Origin of the sequence: Prevotella sp. HJM029, from assembly GCF_000599605.1 — a bacterium.
Lineage (GTDB): Bacteria > Bacteroidota > Bacteroidia > Bacteroidales > Bacteroidaceae > Prevotella.
In genome coordinates, this window is the sequence record NZ_KK082679.1 from 18,114 (window position 1) to 34,556 (window position 16,443).

At 42.5% G+C, this 16,443-nt stretch carries 10 protein-coding genes; 6 read left to right on the plus strand and 4 right to left on the minus strand.

The features are described from left to right. Positions 1-12: 12 nt before the first annotated feature. The 3 genes from X919_RS0113895 to X919_RS15565 all read right to left on the minus strand — a co-directional run bounded on the left by X919_RS0113895 (position 13) and on the right by X919_RS15565 (position 5,130). The gene (locus X919_RS0113895) at positions 13-3,495 is read right to left on the minus strand and encodes a SusC/RagA family TonB-linked outer membrane protein (protein WP_253270155.1); all 3,483 of its coding nucleotides are present in this window, start codon (positions 3,493-3,495) and stop codon (positions 13-15) included. Between the two features lie 571 nt (positions 3,496-4,066). Next, entirely contained in the window at positions 4,067-4,270 is a 204-nt protein-coding gene (locus tag X919_RS0113900; protein WP_028900630.1) for a hypothetical protein, read from the minus strand. A gap of 299 nt (positions 4,271-4,569) precedes the next feature. Continuing rightward, positions 4,570-5,130: an SDH family Clp fold serine proteinase gene (locus X919_RS15565; protein ID WP_216592165.1), complete on the minus strand. Its 561-nt coding sequence runs from the start codon at positions 5,128-5,130 to the stop codon at positions 4,570-4,572. 615 nt (positions 5,131-5,745) lie between these two features. On the opposite strand from X919_RS15565, the gene X919_RS16770 reads away from it, so the two are divergent. Next, on the plus strand, positions 5,746-5,916 hold the full coding sequence (locus tag X919_RS16770) for a hypothetical protein (protein ID WP_155949744.1): 171 nt from the start codon (positions 5,746-5,748) through the stop codon (positions 5,914-5,916). Positions 5,917-5,929: 13 nt separating this feature from the next. After that, positions 5,930-7,594, plus strand: coding sequence for a hypothetical protein (locus tag X919_RS0113920; protein WP_028900632.1), 1,665 nt, complete (start codon positions 5,930-5,932; stop codon positions 7,592-7,594). 75 nt (positions 7,595-7,669) lie between these two features. Here X919_RS0113920 and X919_RS15570 read toward each other — a convergent pair whose 3' ends face one another. Continuing rightward, positions 7,670-8,920 carry an ATP-binding protein gene (locus X919_RS15570; RefSeq protein WP_253270160.1) on the minus strand — a complete coding sequence of 417 codons (1,251 nt, stop codon included), beginning with the start codon at positions 8,918-8,920 and terminating at the stop codon, positions 7,670-7,672. Positions 8,921-9,724: 804 nt separating this feature from the next. Here X919_RS15570 and X919_RS0113935 point away from each other — a divergent pair. From X919_RS0113935 to X919_RS0113950, 4 genes are all read left to right on the plus strand, one after another. Next, the gene (locus tag X919_RS0113935) at positions 9,725-10,399 is read left to right on the plus strand and encodes an RNA polymerase sigma factor (RefSeq protein WP_371212598.1); all 675 of its coding nucleotides are present in this window, start codon (positions 9,725-9,727) and stop codon (positions 10,397-10,399) included. Between the two features lie 41 nt (positions 10,400-10,440). After that, positions 10,441-11,364 carry a FecR family protein gene (locus tag X919_RS0113940; RefSeq protein ID WP_028900635.1) on the plus strand — a complete coding sequence of 308 codons (924 nt, stop codon included), beginning with the start codon at positions 10,441-10,443 and terminating at the stop codon, positions 11,362-11,364. A 128-nt stretch (positions 11,365-11,492) separates the two neighbouring features. After that, entirely contained in the window at positions 11,493-14,720 is a 3,228-nt protein-coding gene (locus X919_RS0113945) for a SusC/RagA family TonB-linked outer membrane protein (protein ID WP_253270156.1), read from the plus strand. A gap of 22 nt (positions 14,721-14,742) precedes the next feature. Next, the gene (locus X919_RS0113950; RefSeq protein ID WP_028900637.1) at positions 14,743-16,314 is read left to right on the plus strand and encodes a RagB/SusD family nutrient uptake outer membrane protein; all 1,572 of its coding nucleotides are present in this window, start codon (positions 14,743-14,745) and stop codon (positions 16,312-16,314) included. Positions 16,315-16,443 lie beyond the last annotated feature (129 nt).

A 16,443-nucleotide genomic window follows, 5' to 3' on the forward strand; every position in this document is an offset into this window, starting at 1 on the left:
AATAAATTCTTATTAAAAGGAAACATCAACGCCAAATGAGAAAGTTTTTGAGAAGGGGTAAACTCGTCCATTCCTATCGGTCGTCATCTGTTCAGGATCTAAATAATCACTCTTTAGCTTCGTCATTGTAAAGAGGTTTTCCCCACTAAAGTAAAAACGAACTTTATCAAGATAGATTTTCTTCGTTAATATCTTTGGAAGTGTGTAGCCTATAGTTAGGTTCTTTAAACGACAATATGCCAAATTTTGTAGGTAACGATCGTTTACTTTACTCATTGCAAACCAACGTGCCTGATCTTGTCCTGCACGGGGGAAGTAGGCGTCTCGATTGTTTTCTGACCAAACTTTTCCGGGAAGATCTGCAGGGATAAATGAACTATAAGCACGTGAGTAGGGTCCCCAGAACATCATATTGTTGTCGCCAGGATACATGTTTTGACGGCCAATTCCTTGCCAGAACATAGACATATCAAAACCATACCATGATAAATTGAGTGAAAAACCATAGTGGTATCTTGCCTGAGAGTTACCTAATTTCACTAAGTCGCCATGGTCGCTAAGTGTCCCTTTTCCATTATTAATCTTGTGATTACCATCAAGATCTTCAAAAATCAAATCACCTGCCTGGTCTGAAAATTTGCTACCTAAGAACGATTGATCAACACCACGAGCAGCTACTTCTGCATTGGTCTGATAGATTCCTTGAACCTTATAGCCCCAGATTTCACCCCATTCCATGCCTTCATAATTCTGTCCTAATATCTTAGTTTCGTTTCCTCTAAACTTTGTTAGCTTCGATTTACTATCAGCAAGTGAGGCTGTAATGCCATAATAGAAAGGCTTTCCAGCCAAAAGGAACTTGTCATTCCAGCTAAGGCTAAGTTCGAAACCTCTTGTACGTAATTCTCCATTATTCTCCAATGGTACAGCATAGCCATAAACAGCGGGTAATGTGAGTGATGTAGCCAACATGTCTTTGGTATTACGCTGGTAAACATCGAGTGTCAATGCCAACCGATTATTAAGTAATCCCACATCAAGTCCAGCGTTAGATGTTACAACCTTTTCCCATGTTAAACTGCCTGAAACAGGAGAACCAATCGTCGCATACATCGCTTGTGCATTATTGAAAATATAATTCAACTTCGTCATATTATCTAAGGTGATAAGACGAATATAGGGATAGTAAGGATTGCTATAACCATCAGTCACCTGATTTCCTAAAGAACCGATGGATGCACGAAGTTTCAAATTGCTAACAACAGGGAGTAGGTTGTGGAAGAATTTTTCTTCGCTTACTCTCCAGCCTAAAGCAACTGATGGGAAGAAGCCCCAACGATCACTACTTTTAAAACGAGAGGTTCCATCATAACGCATATTCACTTCGGCCATATATTTACCTAAATAATCATAGCTGATACGGCCAAAGTAACCTAATAAAGCGTATTCATGTTGTGCACCCTTTACACTCTTGGCGCCAACCGACAGATTTAAATCGTTAAGTGTTTCTGAAAGTAAATCCTTTCCTGAAGGTTCTACCCATTTATAAGAGCCTCTTTCGTAGTTCATACCAGCCATAATAGCAAGGTTATGAGCTTCTGCAAATGTCTTATGATAATTACCATAAAGGTCATAAACATATACATCTGTCGTTGCACGACTATCTTTTAAACGGTTACCAAAGAAGCCTGAATTGGCAGTTTTCATTTCATTAGGACGCTCTGAATATTGGAAACTTGCCATACGGAACAACTTATCCTTAATGAATGTGCGATAGGTCATCTTACCCGTAAGTTCTAATCCTTCCATTAACTTTAATACGCCACCAACAGCATAAGTATGTTCGGTCTTGTTAACGGTTGAAAATCCATTACCAGTACGCAACATAGCCGCAAAACCATCAGCGGGTCTGTCACCACTATTAGGTAGTGTATAGACATTCGTACCATCAGGATTTACGGGGACTATCCAAGGCATTGCATGGAAAGTGAGGTTACCTACGTTACCACCATCTTCAAAGTCATAACCTGGTTGTGTATATTTTGATTTGAAGAGTGATGCACTACTGAAAATACGGAACCAAGATGTTACTTCTGCATTGAACTTTGCCATCAAGTTTCTTGTGCGGTATTTATCAGTGCTAAGTGCGAAAACACCATCATGGTCATTCATGCCTCCACTCAACATGTAGTTCATCTTATTGTTGCCCCCACTAATACTCAAATTGTGATTCCATGTGGGTTGCGTGAAATCGAATAAGTAGTTATACCAATCGAAATTCCCATAATAATGATAACGGCCATCGATAGGACTAACAACAACCCAAGGGCGAGCAGGATTTTCGGTTGTATCATATTGACGAGCCTCTAATTCATTATAATCATCAGGCGTTAATTTTGAATAGCTGCCACCCGATGTTGCATTAAAGAATGTGTCAACTAATTTAGCTGTTTGGTAACCATTCGTCATAAACTTGGTCTTCGTGGTTGGCGCCGACCAACTGAATCGCCCATTATAAGTGATGTGTGCTTGGCCATCTTTATTCGATTTTGTTGTCACGATGATAACACCAAAACCAGCACGAGCACCATAGATAGCCGCTGAGGCGGCATCTTTCAATACCGAGATCGACTCGATATCGTTTGGGTTTACGCGGTCAAGGTCGCCCTCAACACCATCAATCAACACCAAAGGTGCACCACTATTTACAATTGAAGTAGCACCACGAATATTCATTTTTGTGCTTTCTCCTGGTGTTCCTGATGAGAAAGAAATATTGAGGTTAGGCACTTGTCCTTGCAACATCTGTCCTGCACTGCTCACTGGACGGTCTTTCAATTCATCGGCGGTGACTGTGCTCACTGCACCAATGAGGTTGGCTTTCTTTTTTGTACCATAACCAATCACAACCACTTCGTCTAAGCCTTTCGACTCTTCTGCTAAGGTGATGTGCATGGCGTCGCGTGCCTTCACTGTTTGAGGTGCAAAACCTACGTAAGAGATGGTCAGCATGTTTTCAGGATTAACCTCTAATGAAAACTCACCATTTACATTGGTTGTCGTTCCATTGCGGCCTCCTTTTTCTGAGATTGTAGCGCCAATAATGGGCTCACCAGTGGCATCTGTCACCTTGCCTGATATGGCTCTACGCCCTGTTTTAGCTGTTGCCGTAGATGTAGTTGTAGTTAAAGTAATTTGATTACCTGATGTATGTGAGCTCAGTCCAACGGCTTTACACAAATCGTTGAGAATGTCTGACATGGAACGATTGCCCAATGTAATCGACACCTTACGTTGTAAAAGTTTCTGAACGTCTGCATTATAGAGAAAAACATATTGGCTGTTTTTCTCAATAAAGCTCAGCACACTACCCACTGTTTGCTGTTCTGCAGCAACCGAATAATTCACATTTGTTACTCGATAGCTACCCAAAGGTGATGCAAGCATACCCAAAGGCGCCATCAGTAACAAAGCCGACAATGAACGATGCATCATGTGCACGCGTTTTGTCTTTTGTCTTGATTTCTCACGCATATACTTGAATATAGTTTAATAGACCAGTAAAAGAATACCACTTTATGCGGCATCATTACACTATTGAAGACGACGTTTTTTTGGAAATCTATAGGTTGCAATTCAATTTTTAACACTTTTCTTTCTCAGAAAGGCAAACATGCCATCACAAGAAAGTTTAAAATCATTTATAAATCCGTACAATTATTGCACTTTTACACTTAAGTTCGAAAAACTTGTTCTACTTCATTTAGCTGCGCACACTGATACAAAAGTCGCTACACCCATCTACTTTTTTAGCTTATCAGGTGTATTTTGCCCACCATTCCACAATAGTAAATATTTAAGGCCTATATATTATATAAGGTATATTAAAAATTAGAGACACATTTTTTGCCCATCTAAAATGCTGGAAAAGATTTTGCATGGGTAAAAAGTAGAGGTCATTCTACCAGTTTCATAGCCTGCCTATTCGTTTTAAAAACCAAATAATGTTACTTTGGTACACGCATCACCCACTCCCAACATCGTTTCAGACATAGGACAAATAGTCTCATTCATCCATATTCGACGAAAAGGAGAAACCTCTTTCATCAATTGCCTTGAGCGTATAGCCTCTTGGCTCCGCTAATCCTCTATCTATCAACTCCTGGAAATCCTCCATTACTTTTTTCATTTCCTCTAACCCCTTCTCAGCATGTTTTATTTCTTTATACTGTTTTCTCATGTCAAGAATTGTTTTCTCTGCATTGCTCATTGTTATATAAATTTTCTTGTATGAATAAAAAGCTTGAGTTTAAAATGCTCGGTATATTCCCTTACTTGATTATAATACTTTTTAATTAAACCTCTTTCTTCCTTTCGTTCACTATAGTCTTCTATTTTTAGTTTCAGTTCTTCTAATTCTTCAATATTAATAGGGCGTCCATGGGTTTTCCATTGATTGTTATTACCCAATGCATCGGCTATCTCTTCAGCCCGTCTTATTTTATCTTCTTCTGTAACTTTCCGTCCATCATGATGTGTATTCCAGTTCTTAAACTTATATTTAGCTAATCATCTTTTCAACAAGGTGATAGTCAATTCTTTTGCCTGTTCATAATGACGGAGCTCTGCTAAATCAAAGTCTCTCAGAATAAGGAATTCAGCATTTGTAAGCGTGTTATTTTTAGCCTTTTCTATCAGCTCATTTACTTTATCTAAATAGCCCAATGCAGGTACGAACCTCCCATCTTTATTTTGTACTTGAGGATCTATCGGTCCTAATACTGAAAAATAGTCCATCCAAATCTCATCTCCACTCATACAAAAAATTGTACCAGCGCTATAAGCATAATCAGGGACTATGAAAATAACCTTGTTGTAATGCTTTCGAATAATATTAACATACCTTTCAACAGCTGTAGCGCTTCCACCAGTAGTTGTTAATATCACAATTAAAGTAGCTTTTCTATGGCCGTTTTCCTCCAACTCTTCTATGATATCACACAAAGCATTCTCATTCCCATCTATAATCGGGCCATAATAATTGAGAACATCCCCATCAAACTTTTTCTCTATCTCGCAAAGTGTTGCATTAAGTAAGCCTTTCATTGCTTCATTGATAGAATTTTTCATATACTGTTTGTTTTATTGTTAGGGTATAAATATAGATAAAAAATTTCAATTACGTGCCTATAAAACTAAAAACAAATATAATTTCCCCAAAGCAAAAAACTTACATTCTTAGAAGTATTGAAGAGGTCTTTTCATTTAACCCAATAGAAAAAATAGAATGTGAAGGTCATTTATCGAAGAACTCAGAAGTAAATAATTATGAGAGGATGTAGGGTAAGCCCTATGACCACCGAGGGTTTAGCATTGACCTATGTCAGTATCTTATTTATGTTGTGTATGAATTAAATAGTTCAAAAGGCTTTTTCTTAAAAATTTGCGTACCTTTGCAGCCGTGATGAAACAAGGTAACACGAATCAACAGCTTGCTATGCAAAGAAATATCTTTGTGTTAGCATTCTTTTTGATTATTTATTTGGCTGTTCCAAATAAATTGTTACCCCCCCCTACACATACCTATAGCCCATCTTTCTTCAGACAGATTCGGGAACAATATTTGTGTTTCCCCTGCTCAGATAGGATTTATACCGTTAGCAATAAGTGTTTTAACTCGTTTATTGCTAACGCTCTTGTGCGTGTATTATTTCAGAAAAGAATAACCCAGAAATAGTTAAATATATGGATAAAAAGAAACGGCGTGTTTATATTACTCCCAAAAGTATTATTTTCTCCATGGACGAATTACCAATTATTTGTACCAGCGTACAACCCAATGTAAAACAACCAGGTGGTTCAACCCAACAAGATTGGGATTCAGACCAAGATGTAAATATTGATGATGAGATTTAATAGTAATAGCGACATGGATAAAATAAGATGGAAATATAGTATATTGCCGCTTATCTTAGTGAGTGGCATGTTCTTTACAGCCTGTAGCAGTCATGACGGTGTTGAGGATAGTAAAGATGACACTAAGGAGCTAAAAGGTCCGCAGTTCACCTTAACCGAAGTTCCCTATGGTGTTGATACTGAGGTGTCTACCCGTTCGACAGAAACTGTAGCCAAGACGGATACACTCAATTTTGGTAATGGTATTGAAGGTGAAGTGACTGTAATGCGTGAGCCAGAAGAAAAAACCAAGGTTGCAACACGTACTGAAATCAGTAATCAACACTACACCATTAAGGCTCTTTCTACAACAGGACAATTATTAGCTACACTAAAAGGAACTGTTGGTGGAACAGGAACTACGAAGACTTTCACGCCCGATGCGGGAACACCCCATGAGATAGAGCTTCCACCAGGAACGTATACTTTTATATGTTTCAATGATGCTTTTACCGAGAGTGGTGCTTCTATTTCGGTTAATGCGGATAAAGCAGGTGAAGCCTTATATGGCTACACTACACAAACAATTAGTGGACAGCACTATTTGGTGAACTTTGAAATGAAGCATTTAGCCGTTCGTATGCGGGTAGAGCTAACCGCTTATTGGGATATCAATGGCATTAAAGCTGTCATAGGGACACCAACAGGGCATGGACATTTAGCTTCATACAATATAACAGAGATGGTGTCCATGTGGGATAACCCTGTAGTAACATCTGATTTGACGCTCCCTACAGTAACGACAGAGGCTTCTAACTACACGTATACCTCGACTTCGGATTATCGTTATTTCTTAGCCTCACCTGATTTAAGTGGTATTCAATCAGCGGGTTATTATTGTAAATTCAAAGCAGGTGCACTCTATGGAAGGTCTGTTGTAGGAAAATCATTAGATATTGGTGCCATTTTACCTACTCGCATGCAACCTAATGAGTCGTATAAAATAAAGGTAACGCTCTATTATTCTTATCGTTATCTCTTCCACGATGGCAGTGTGGCTACCTTAGTGCAAGGTAAACGTGCAGGAAAAACGGCTGTTGCTGCCATGATTTCCAACAATAAGGCCATGGCTTTGACCGATGCAGGCTCAGCATGCCACTGGAGCAACACGCAAAACTCCGTCCAGACTACACACGCCTCAACAGAGTTTAATGCGATTTATCATGATGTGGATGGCTTCAACCACACTTGGTCTGCGTCACATTCGCGTACAGGTGCTGCTTTAGGAACCGACCCTAACTTTCCTGCTTTTTATCAAGCGGCGCACTATACACCCCTCAAGCCACTCACAGGAACGGCTGGAACTACAACGTCTTGGTATCTTCCTGCTATAGGTGAGTGGGCTTTAGCTGCGCAGGCTGAAGGGAATTATAACCCTGCATCGTTGACGAGTTGGCCTAACGAGCACACACATCAAACCTGGAATGAGCGTTTAATGAAAGTCGTTAATGTGCAAGCTGGTGGTACAACTCCTGTTTGGGGAGGTAGCTTAGGATGGTATTGGGCGAGCAATGAATATAGTGCTTCTTCAGGTTACCAAATCATTACCTATCCTAACAGCACCTATGGGTTCTACTTTGCTGCCAATCCCAAAGCCACACCTTTTATGGCTGTTCGCCCATTTATTATCAAGAATTAGCAGATAGACAATCCGTTTTTTTAGAATGCCCACGTGAAGTGGGCATTTTTTATGCTGTTATATAAGAGGGTATCTTTATAGCAAAGGAACCATATACAGTGGAATATAGACAATACCATCGGATAACATGACATCATCCGTATGGGTAACATAAGGTGTAGCGAGGTAATCGTGATACTTCTGAATACATTTTTTCAAAGAGGTGAGTGCATAACGTTTACCAGACTTCACCTCTATGGGCGAAATATTATGCCTGTTTGTGAGCTTTGACTTCGCAATCAAGAAGTCTATCTCCATACGGTTCTCCTTCTTTTCCCGATCAGGATTACTGTAAAAATATAGCCTGTGTCCCGAAGCGACAAGCATTTGTGCCACGATATTTTCAACAATCATACCCTCATTCATCTCTAATTTTCCCAATATGAGTTTCTGATAAACCTCTATAGGTATATTCCCATGCGCATCGAAAGCATGTGAAACCAGTAAGCCTGTGTCTGCCATATAGCACTTCAGTGTGGTTCGCTCGTCATTCAAGCGCAATCCAATACTAGGCTCTGTGGTATTAAAACAGCAGTTTATAATCTTAGCATCAGCCAGCCATAAAAAGGAATCTTGGTAATTACGCATTCGTGCATCACAGCCAAGTGAGGATAAACTAAACTTCTTTTCATGCTTTTGAAGTTGTCCTGGAATTTCATCAAAGATAGCTGTGACTTTCAGTTCGTCCCGATCTGCATATTTACGTATGTCGTTACGATAAAGTGTTAAGATGCGATGCTTTATGGTTTCCACCTTCAAAAAGTCTTGGGTATCCACATATTCCTGCACCGCTTGTGGCATTCCCCCTATCACCATGTAAAGGCGAAAAAGGTTCATTGGCTTACGATGCAACTGTTGTCCCATAGGCTTCTGATGCGAAAAGCAATCTTTTATATAGGTCATGAGCATGTCATTGCCCATAGCCCAAAGGAATTCTTCAAAGCCCATGGGGAACATCTCTACCACATCCTCTTCTGAAGGTATATTGATACCTTTTACTTTACTCCTAATACTGACTAATGCCCCCGTCTCTATATAGTCTAATCGACCATCAGCCACGAGAAACTTTATAGCTTCTCGCGCCTTTGGACAGTCCTGTATCTCATCAAAAACAATGAGTGATTGGCGCGGTTTCAGCTGTTTGTTATAGTAGAGTTGCAAATTCATCAGCAGACGATCTATGTCATCCATGTATTGTCCGAACCACTCTTTCACATTGTTTGGAGCAGTTGTGAAATTAATAAACAGATAAGAAGCATATTCCGCCTTGGCGAGCTCCTCTACAATAAAGCTCTTTCCAACCCTACACGCCCCTTTCTATCATCAAGGCACTTTTGCCTTGGCTCACGTTTTTCTAGTTTTTAAGCTGCTCATATACCTATCTTTTTAGCATCTCCAATTTTCCTTTTTATAAACTATTGCACGAAATCAAGCTTTCTATATTGTTAATTTTACACGAAATCAAGCTTTCTGCACCTGCAAAGATACACGAATTTAAAGAGAAAAGCAAATGAAAGTTGTTATCAATAGTCTTTTCTTTTTTCATATTATCATTTGATATGGAGCTTGCATAGCTCTTTTCTCTCCTTTTGGAGGTAGGTGTTACTCTTCCCTACATACCTTTCCTTTTCTTGCCATTTACCAATGTTTGGAAAGGATTAAATGCTGGTTGTCTATAATAATAGGTGTAAATGCTTTTTAATTGCTATGAAATAATGCCACAATCTCTATCACTTTACGCTGTAATCTCTATGCTTTTTCCTGGCAATTTCTATCATCTTGTTTGATGATGCGGGAATAGATGGATAGAAGATCGAAATGGAATGTTGCAGCAGCCTTCATCCTGTGGGGGGAGCATGCTGGGCGAATGGCACGGCAACACGGAAGGATGGGCGGCAATTCGGCCTGGGTTGTGTGTTTGATTACCTCATGTGGACGTGTGTCCTGCGGGCATTTGAGGCGGTCGTCAACGGCGAATCTTTTTAATATCTTTTCAAAAATAATTTCTTTTGATAGGATTAGACAAAAATATTTTATTATATTTGCACCGTTAACTTTAGCCATGCAGAGCAATCCGCATGTGTATTAAAAGTGAACTACCATCTACTAAAGCCTGTAATACAGCTCTCTCTTAGAGAGAAACAGATGGCACAAGGAGTGGCCTTTGGGTCAAGAACTAACAAACAATTGAGAACTATGGATGCGCCTTATCATGAACTGCTACTGGCTGCTGCTGGTAGTGAGTTGGGGTTTAACAGTTTGATGCAACGCTTCTCGAGCATGCTCTATTCTCACGCCTATGGCATTTTAGGCAATAAGGAGATGGCCGAGGAAGTAGTGAGCGATGTTTTCTTTGAAACCTGGAAGCGACGTAAGCAGCTGGTTGAATTCGATAACGTGCGCAGTTGGTTGTGTCGGGTTGTGCATCGCAAGGCCATTGACTACCTAAGGCGTGAGAAACGGTATGGGAATACGATTAGTGTGGATTATTTTGGCATGCAAGATTTCTTGTTTCCTGAGATGTGCACGCCCTGCGACACACTCATCTCGCACGAGGAGTTAACCTTATTGAATGCTGCTATTGAGCGTCTTCCGCCCAAATGCCGTTATGTGTTCTTCTTAGCTAAGGTGGGACACATGCCCTATAATGAGATAGCTGAGCTATTGGACATTACAGTGTCGACGGTGAATTATCATGTGAATTTTGCCATTAAAACGCTTCGTACGACATTGACGCGTACGCAACATTTTGCGATGGCACGATGAATGGGGTCAAGTTCTTTCTTCACAAATTCTAAACTATAGCGATGAACAAAAAGATTGACGACATCAAATTTGGAAGCACCAATGACGAAATGGTGTTAGAAGACTTTGTCTTGCGCAGCGAACCCAAAGCAATGAACGAAACAAATATTCTGCAAAGAACCTATGCTAAGATTTCGATGGAGCGTCGTCACTTGCACAAAAGGCGTCTTTTGCGTGTGGCTGCAGTGGTTGTTCCATTGTTGCTTTGTGCATTTTGGAGTGGTTTGGTGTGGATGGGACGCACTCCAAAATCCGTGCAGCAAGTGGCTATTACAGCCCCCATCATACGGCAAATTGTTGTTGGACGCAACGATACGATGCATGTAACCTTACCCGATGGTAGCCGGGTGATTGCCAATTCGCGCACTCAATTGTCTTATCCCATCGTGTTTCGTGGTCACACACGCGACGTATCGATTAAGGGTGAGGGCTATTTTGAGGTGGTGCACAATGCTCAACGCCCCTTTATTATCCACACTGACCATTTCAATGTGAAGGTGTTAGGAACCAAATTTAGTGTCGACAACTATGATAATCGCTCGGCTGGTGTGACCCTTTTAGAAGGGTTGGTTGAGGTAGAAACGCGTAACAACGACCGTGTGCGCATTCATCCCAATGAACGTTTGAATATTTCGGGTGAACAATTTGTCTCACGTGAGCAAGTTTCTCCAACCGATTATTTTGCCCATTTACAAGGCATCTTGAATTTAAATGGCAACGAATTGGGCGATGTCGCCTCGCGTTTGACAAATTATTTTGGGCAGAAAATCGTGGTTGATCGCAGTTTGCAGCACCAACGGCTCTATGGAAAGCTCATCATTCGTGACTCTATCTCGACGGTGCTGAGCAATTTAGCCACCATAGCCGATGCACGTATGCAAATTAATGACAATCAAATTCATCTGAAGCGCCGTGCGAATGGATAGCCCTCCTCACGGCCTATTGTTACTCCTGTGCCTCGAAAGGTGTGGGCAGTGATATCGCATTCATGAAACTAAACTTTATACCAAATTATATGCTTGAAACAAAGAAACCAAAGACAAGACGTGGATACATGATGGAACGTTCTTTGTCAACCTTGTTACTAATGGCACCTTTAGGCATGCTTGCATCGCCCTTGTTGCCTGATCGAGTGGCAACAGTGAGTACAATTAACGCTGTGCAACAGCAATCTTCGAAAGTAAACCAACGCACACTCACCGGAACGGTGACCGATGAACAGGGTGAACCCATTGTGGGAGCGACGGTGATAGAGCATGGTAAGAAGACGGGTACTATCACGAATGGTGATGGTGCATTCTCGCTTGCTACCACGCCAGGCACCACTCTGACGATCTCTTACGTGGGTTTCGCGCCACAAACCGTGAAAGCACGTAATGGCATGCGCGTCATTTTGAGCGAAGAAGCGAAAGGCTTAGACGAAGTCGTTGTAGTGGGTTATGGCACCATGAAGAAGCGCGACCTCACTGGAGCGGTATCCAGTGTGAAAGGAACCGACTTAGCTGTGGCGGGTGTTGCATCGGCTGCTCATATGCTTGCGGGAAAGGCTGCTGGACTTTATGTGCGTCAAAACTCGGCACAACCTGGTGGAGGACTTGATATTCTCATTCGTGGTGCCGGCTCAGTGAATGCCAGCAACGAACCACTTTATATTGTTGACGGATTCCCGATTGCGAAACTCGATCAACAAAAAGGTGAAAACGGGCGCATGGATCCAGGCACACAAGGCGTGCTCAACTTTCTCAATCCCAACGATGTGGAGAGTATTGAAGTGTTGAAAGATGCTTCGGCCACAGCCATTTATGGTGCACGTGCAGCCAATGGTGTGGTGATTGTAACCACCAAACGCGGTCGTGAGGGGAAGGCAGTGGTGAACTATTCCTACAACTATAGCTATCAACATTACAGCGATAAATATGATGTGCTCTCGCTACGCGATTGGATGATCGAGAAAAACAAGTCGAGTTGGGAGTACTGGATATGGGAGAATGAAGTGGGACCATGGGGCTCAAAGACACTCGAAGCCGCACTGGCCGCACCGAAAAGTGGACTGGCTTACACACGTCCTTATACCGATGCACAGATTGCTGCAGCAGGAGCGGGTACAGATTGGGTGGGCTTAATCACACGCAATGGTCATATTCAAGAGCACAATTTGAGTATTCAAGGCGGCTCGAAAGACACCCAATACATGATTTCGCTGAACTATTATGACAATGAAGGTATTGTGCGCAATTCAGGAATGAGCCGCTATACGGTGAAAAGTAATATCGATCAGCGCTTTCTCAATGTGTTTAAGGCAGGCGTAAACCTCACCCTTACGCGCATTGACAACAATAACACGCAATTGGGTTCTGCCCAATTCGAGAAGTCGGGTATCATTCGTTCGGCTGTACAAATGGGGCCAAACATCTTGGCTTACGACCCTGTGACGGGCACTTATCCTGTTAATCCACTCTTAGGAACACAGCCCAACCCCTACTCTTTGTTGAACAACATCGACAAAGGGCGCACCGATCGTTTCTTAGGCAATATCTATGTGGAGGCCAGACCGATTGATGGGTTGACCCTACGCGTGAATGCAGGCTTGGACAGAGCGAACATCAGCCGCAAGACTTATGAACCCAAATCCACACTTTATGGGCGCAACTTGCAGGGTAATGGCGATATCTATACCAACGATAACAACCAATATCTATTGGAAGCGACAGCTACTTATGCCAAAACGATTAAAGAACAGCACAAGGTTAATTTGCTGGCGGGTACCTCATACGAGCAATTTAATGTTGAGGGTGTGAATTCAGGCAATAACAATTTCTTGCTCGATGGTTTCCTTTATAACAATTTAAATGCAGGAACAGGTACGAAAAGAGTGGGGTCGTCCTTCTCGAAAAACAAGATGGAGTCGTATTTCTTCCGCGTGAATTATATTTTCAAAGATCGTTATTATCTCACGGGAACCTTCCGTGCAGATGGGGCTTCGGTGTTTGCTAAAAACCACAAATGGGGCTATTTCCCATCCGCAGCACTCGGATGGACGTTCTCTGAAGAACCCTTTATGAAATCTCTTTCGTCGTGGTTGACGATGGGTAAGATGCGTCTTAGCTGGGGACAGACGGGTAATTCGAATATCGGTTCAAATGCTTTTGCCAGCTATTATGCACAACCAGCCTACAACCAGGAGAATGGAACGCAACTCATTGGCGTGTTCCAAGGTAAATTAGAGAATTCTAACTTGAAGTGGGAAACAACCACTGAATGGAACTTTGGTATGGACTTTGGCTTCCTCAACAATCGTATTTTGGCCAGTGTGGAGTTCTATCATCGTGTGATTTCTGATTTGCTCAACTACAAACCGCTGAATTATTACCACGATATCTCGCAGGTGATGGCCAACATTGGAAAGACACAAAGCACAGGTCTTGAGCTAACCATTAATACGACAAACGTTCAAACACGCGATTTTAAATGGACAACTAACTTCACTTTTACAACTTATAAAGACCGTTGGAAGGAGCGTACGCCTGATTGGAAGCCTGCAGTCTATGAGAAAGTAGATGATCCTATACGTCCTATTTATTCACGTCGTGCAGACCATATCCTACAAATTGGTGAGGCTGCCCCAGCGGCGCAGCCCGATTTGCGTCCAGGTGAGTTGGTGATTAAAGACCTCAATGGCTATAAACGCGACAGCAATGGGCAACCTGAAGTGGACGCTAATGGACGTTTTATCTTAACAGGAGGCCCCGATGGTAAGATAGACGATGCCGATGTGGAACTCATTGGCTCGCAAGATCCAGGATGGATGGCAGGTATGGTGAACTCACTCACCTATAAAGACTTTGACTTTAGCTTCCAACTCAATGGCATGTTTGACCGCCGAATGGAAGATCCTACAGAGATGGCCTATGGTTTAGGCGGTGGTGATGTGGCGCGTTATGGCTACAATGCATTGAGCATCATCAAGAAACGCTGGACATGGGACAACCCATCAACCCAATATCCTTGCTCATTTAATGGTTGGGGCAACAGTTATACACACGGCGATTGGTATTATCAAAAGGCATGGTTTGTACGCCTCTCAAACATCACTTTGGGCTGGAGCATGCCCAAAGCATGGATAGCCAAGGCAAAATATATCTCACGTGTGCATCTTTCTTTGAGTGCCAGCAACCTCTTTTGCATTACACCTTATAAAGGATTGGATCCAGAAACCGACTATTATACGGCGGCCTATCCCAACGCACGCACCTATAGTCTTGGGGTGAACATCACATTTTAAACCACTTTAAAGTATTCCAAATATGAAAAAAACGAAAATAATATATGCATTGTTGTTGGCTTGTACGTCGATAACACTACCGAGTTGTACGGACTTAACACCCGTAGACTACTCGGAAATCAATCCCTCTAACTTCCCAAAGACCGAGAGCGACATCCAATCGCTGGTGCTTTCGTGCTACTATCCGTTGCGTGGCAGTTGGTGGGATGGCATTTTCTCCACCTCAGAACGTGGGATTATGTTTCTCAACGATGCCACAACGGGCATTCTAACGGGTACTTTTGGTGAACAAAAGAAATGCTCACAACTGAATTTTTTCCCCGAAACAACAGGTATTACATGGTTTTATTACACCCGGAGCAATAAATATTCAGGCGGCTACTCACAGAAAATCAGTCGTTGTACTTTAGTGCTCGACGACATTGCGAATAGTGCTTTGGACGATGCTACCAAGCAACGCTACGAAGCAGAAGTGCGTTGTGCGCGAGCATTTCTCTCGTATATGCTTTATGATATGTATGGTCCGTTGGTGGTAGCACCATTAGAAGTGCTGAAAAACCCACTGCAAGAGAAACCCCTCCCACGTCTTTCGCGTGCCGAAATGGCCAAATTCATTGAAGATGATTTGCTCTTTGCCAGCCAACATCTGCCACTTCCAGCCAATACTGAGTATGGACGATTTAGCCGTGGCTTAGCTAAGATGTTGCTCATTCGACTTTATTTGCACGAAACAGCCGATTATAACTATCCCGAAGGTTTGACACATGGCGACAAAACCAATTATGACAAGGTGGTGACGTTGGCGCGTGAGTTGAAAGATCCGCAATATGGTTACGCCTTGCAGAGTGATTATAATGGGATGTTTGCACGTGGAGGACAGGGCAAGGCCAACAAAGAGATTATCTTTGCGCTACCTTGTTCGTATGAAGGGCCATCGCAAAACCAGTGGCACATGATGGTGTTGCCCACCGATTATGCTGGTCATGGCATGGGCTCGGGCTGGGGAACAGTCACCAGTACGTGGTATTTCTACGACTCATTTGAGCCTGGCGACGTGCGCAGACAAGGTCTTCTCACTTCTTATACTACCTCTTCTGGAGCCACTATCGACCGCAACACACCGCAATCGCCATTGGCTGCAGGGCCAATTCCTTTGAAGATAGGTTATGATCCTGGAGTGAAAGGCTCTGGAGGCTACACCGATATTGACATAGTGCTCTTCCGTTATGCCGACGTTTACCTCTCTTTGGCCGAAGGACTCTGCCAGAAGCAGGGCGCAACGACTGCCGATTTGCACGAAGCTATTGACAATGTGAACGTTGTTCGCAACCGTGCTGGGCTGCCAAGTCTAAGCTATGCCAACTACACGCAGGCCGAAGACGTGCTTGATGCCATTCTTAAAGAGCGCTGGCATGAGTTCTGGTGTGAGAATGGGCAATATCGTTCGGACATGATTCGCTATCATCGTCTCGTGCCATTGGTGCGCGCCATCAACCAATCTCCCTATGCAGCCGATTACAAAGAGCTCTATCCGCTGCCCTTAGAGGTGATTACCGATGGCAAAGGACAGGTGAAACAGAATCCTGGTTACTAAGCTCTGGGCACATCTATTACATGCCGTTGCGACGGAAAGGATGCGAAAATCTTTTGAAAGGCTTGCCAAACGCTTGGCAAACATCAATAAAAGAATTTGCAACTTGCCGGCGCTTCGGCAAACGATAAA

Coding starts and splice junctions, on each gene's coding strand:
- X919_RS0113895 (WP_253270155.1), bottom strand. CDS start 3,495: ATGATGCATCGTTCATTGTCGGCTTTGTTACTGATGGCGCCTTTGGGT.
- X919_RS0113900 (WP_028900630.1), bottom strand. CDS start 4,270: ATGAGCAATGCAGAGAAAACAATTCTTGACATGAGAAAACAGTATAAA.
- X919_RS15565 (WP_216592165.1), bottom strand. CDS start 5,130: ATGAAAAATTCTATCAATGAAGCAATGAAAGGCTTACTTAATGCAACA.
- X919_RS16770 (WP_155949744.1), top strand. CDS start 5,746: ATGGATAAAAAGAAACGGCGTGTTTATATTACTCCCAAAAGTATTATT.
- X919_RS0113920 (WP_028900632.1), top strand. CDS start 5,930: ATGGATAAAATAAGATGGAAATATAGTATATTGCCGCTTATCTTAGTG.
- X919_RS0113940 (WP_028900635.1), top strand. CDS start 10,441: ATGAACAAAAAGATTGACGACATCAAATTTGGAAGCACCAATGACGAA.
- X919_RS0113945 (WP_253270156.1), top strand. CDS start 11,493: ATGATGGAACGTTCTTTGTCAACCTTGTTACTAATGGCACCTTTAGGC.
- X919_RS0113950 (WP_028900637.1), top strand. CDS start 14,743: ATGAAAAAAACGAAAATAATATATGCATTGTTGTTGGCTTGTACGTCG.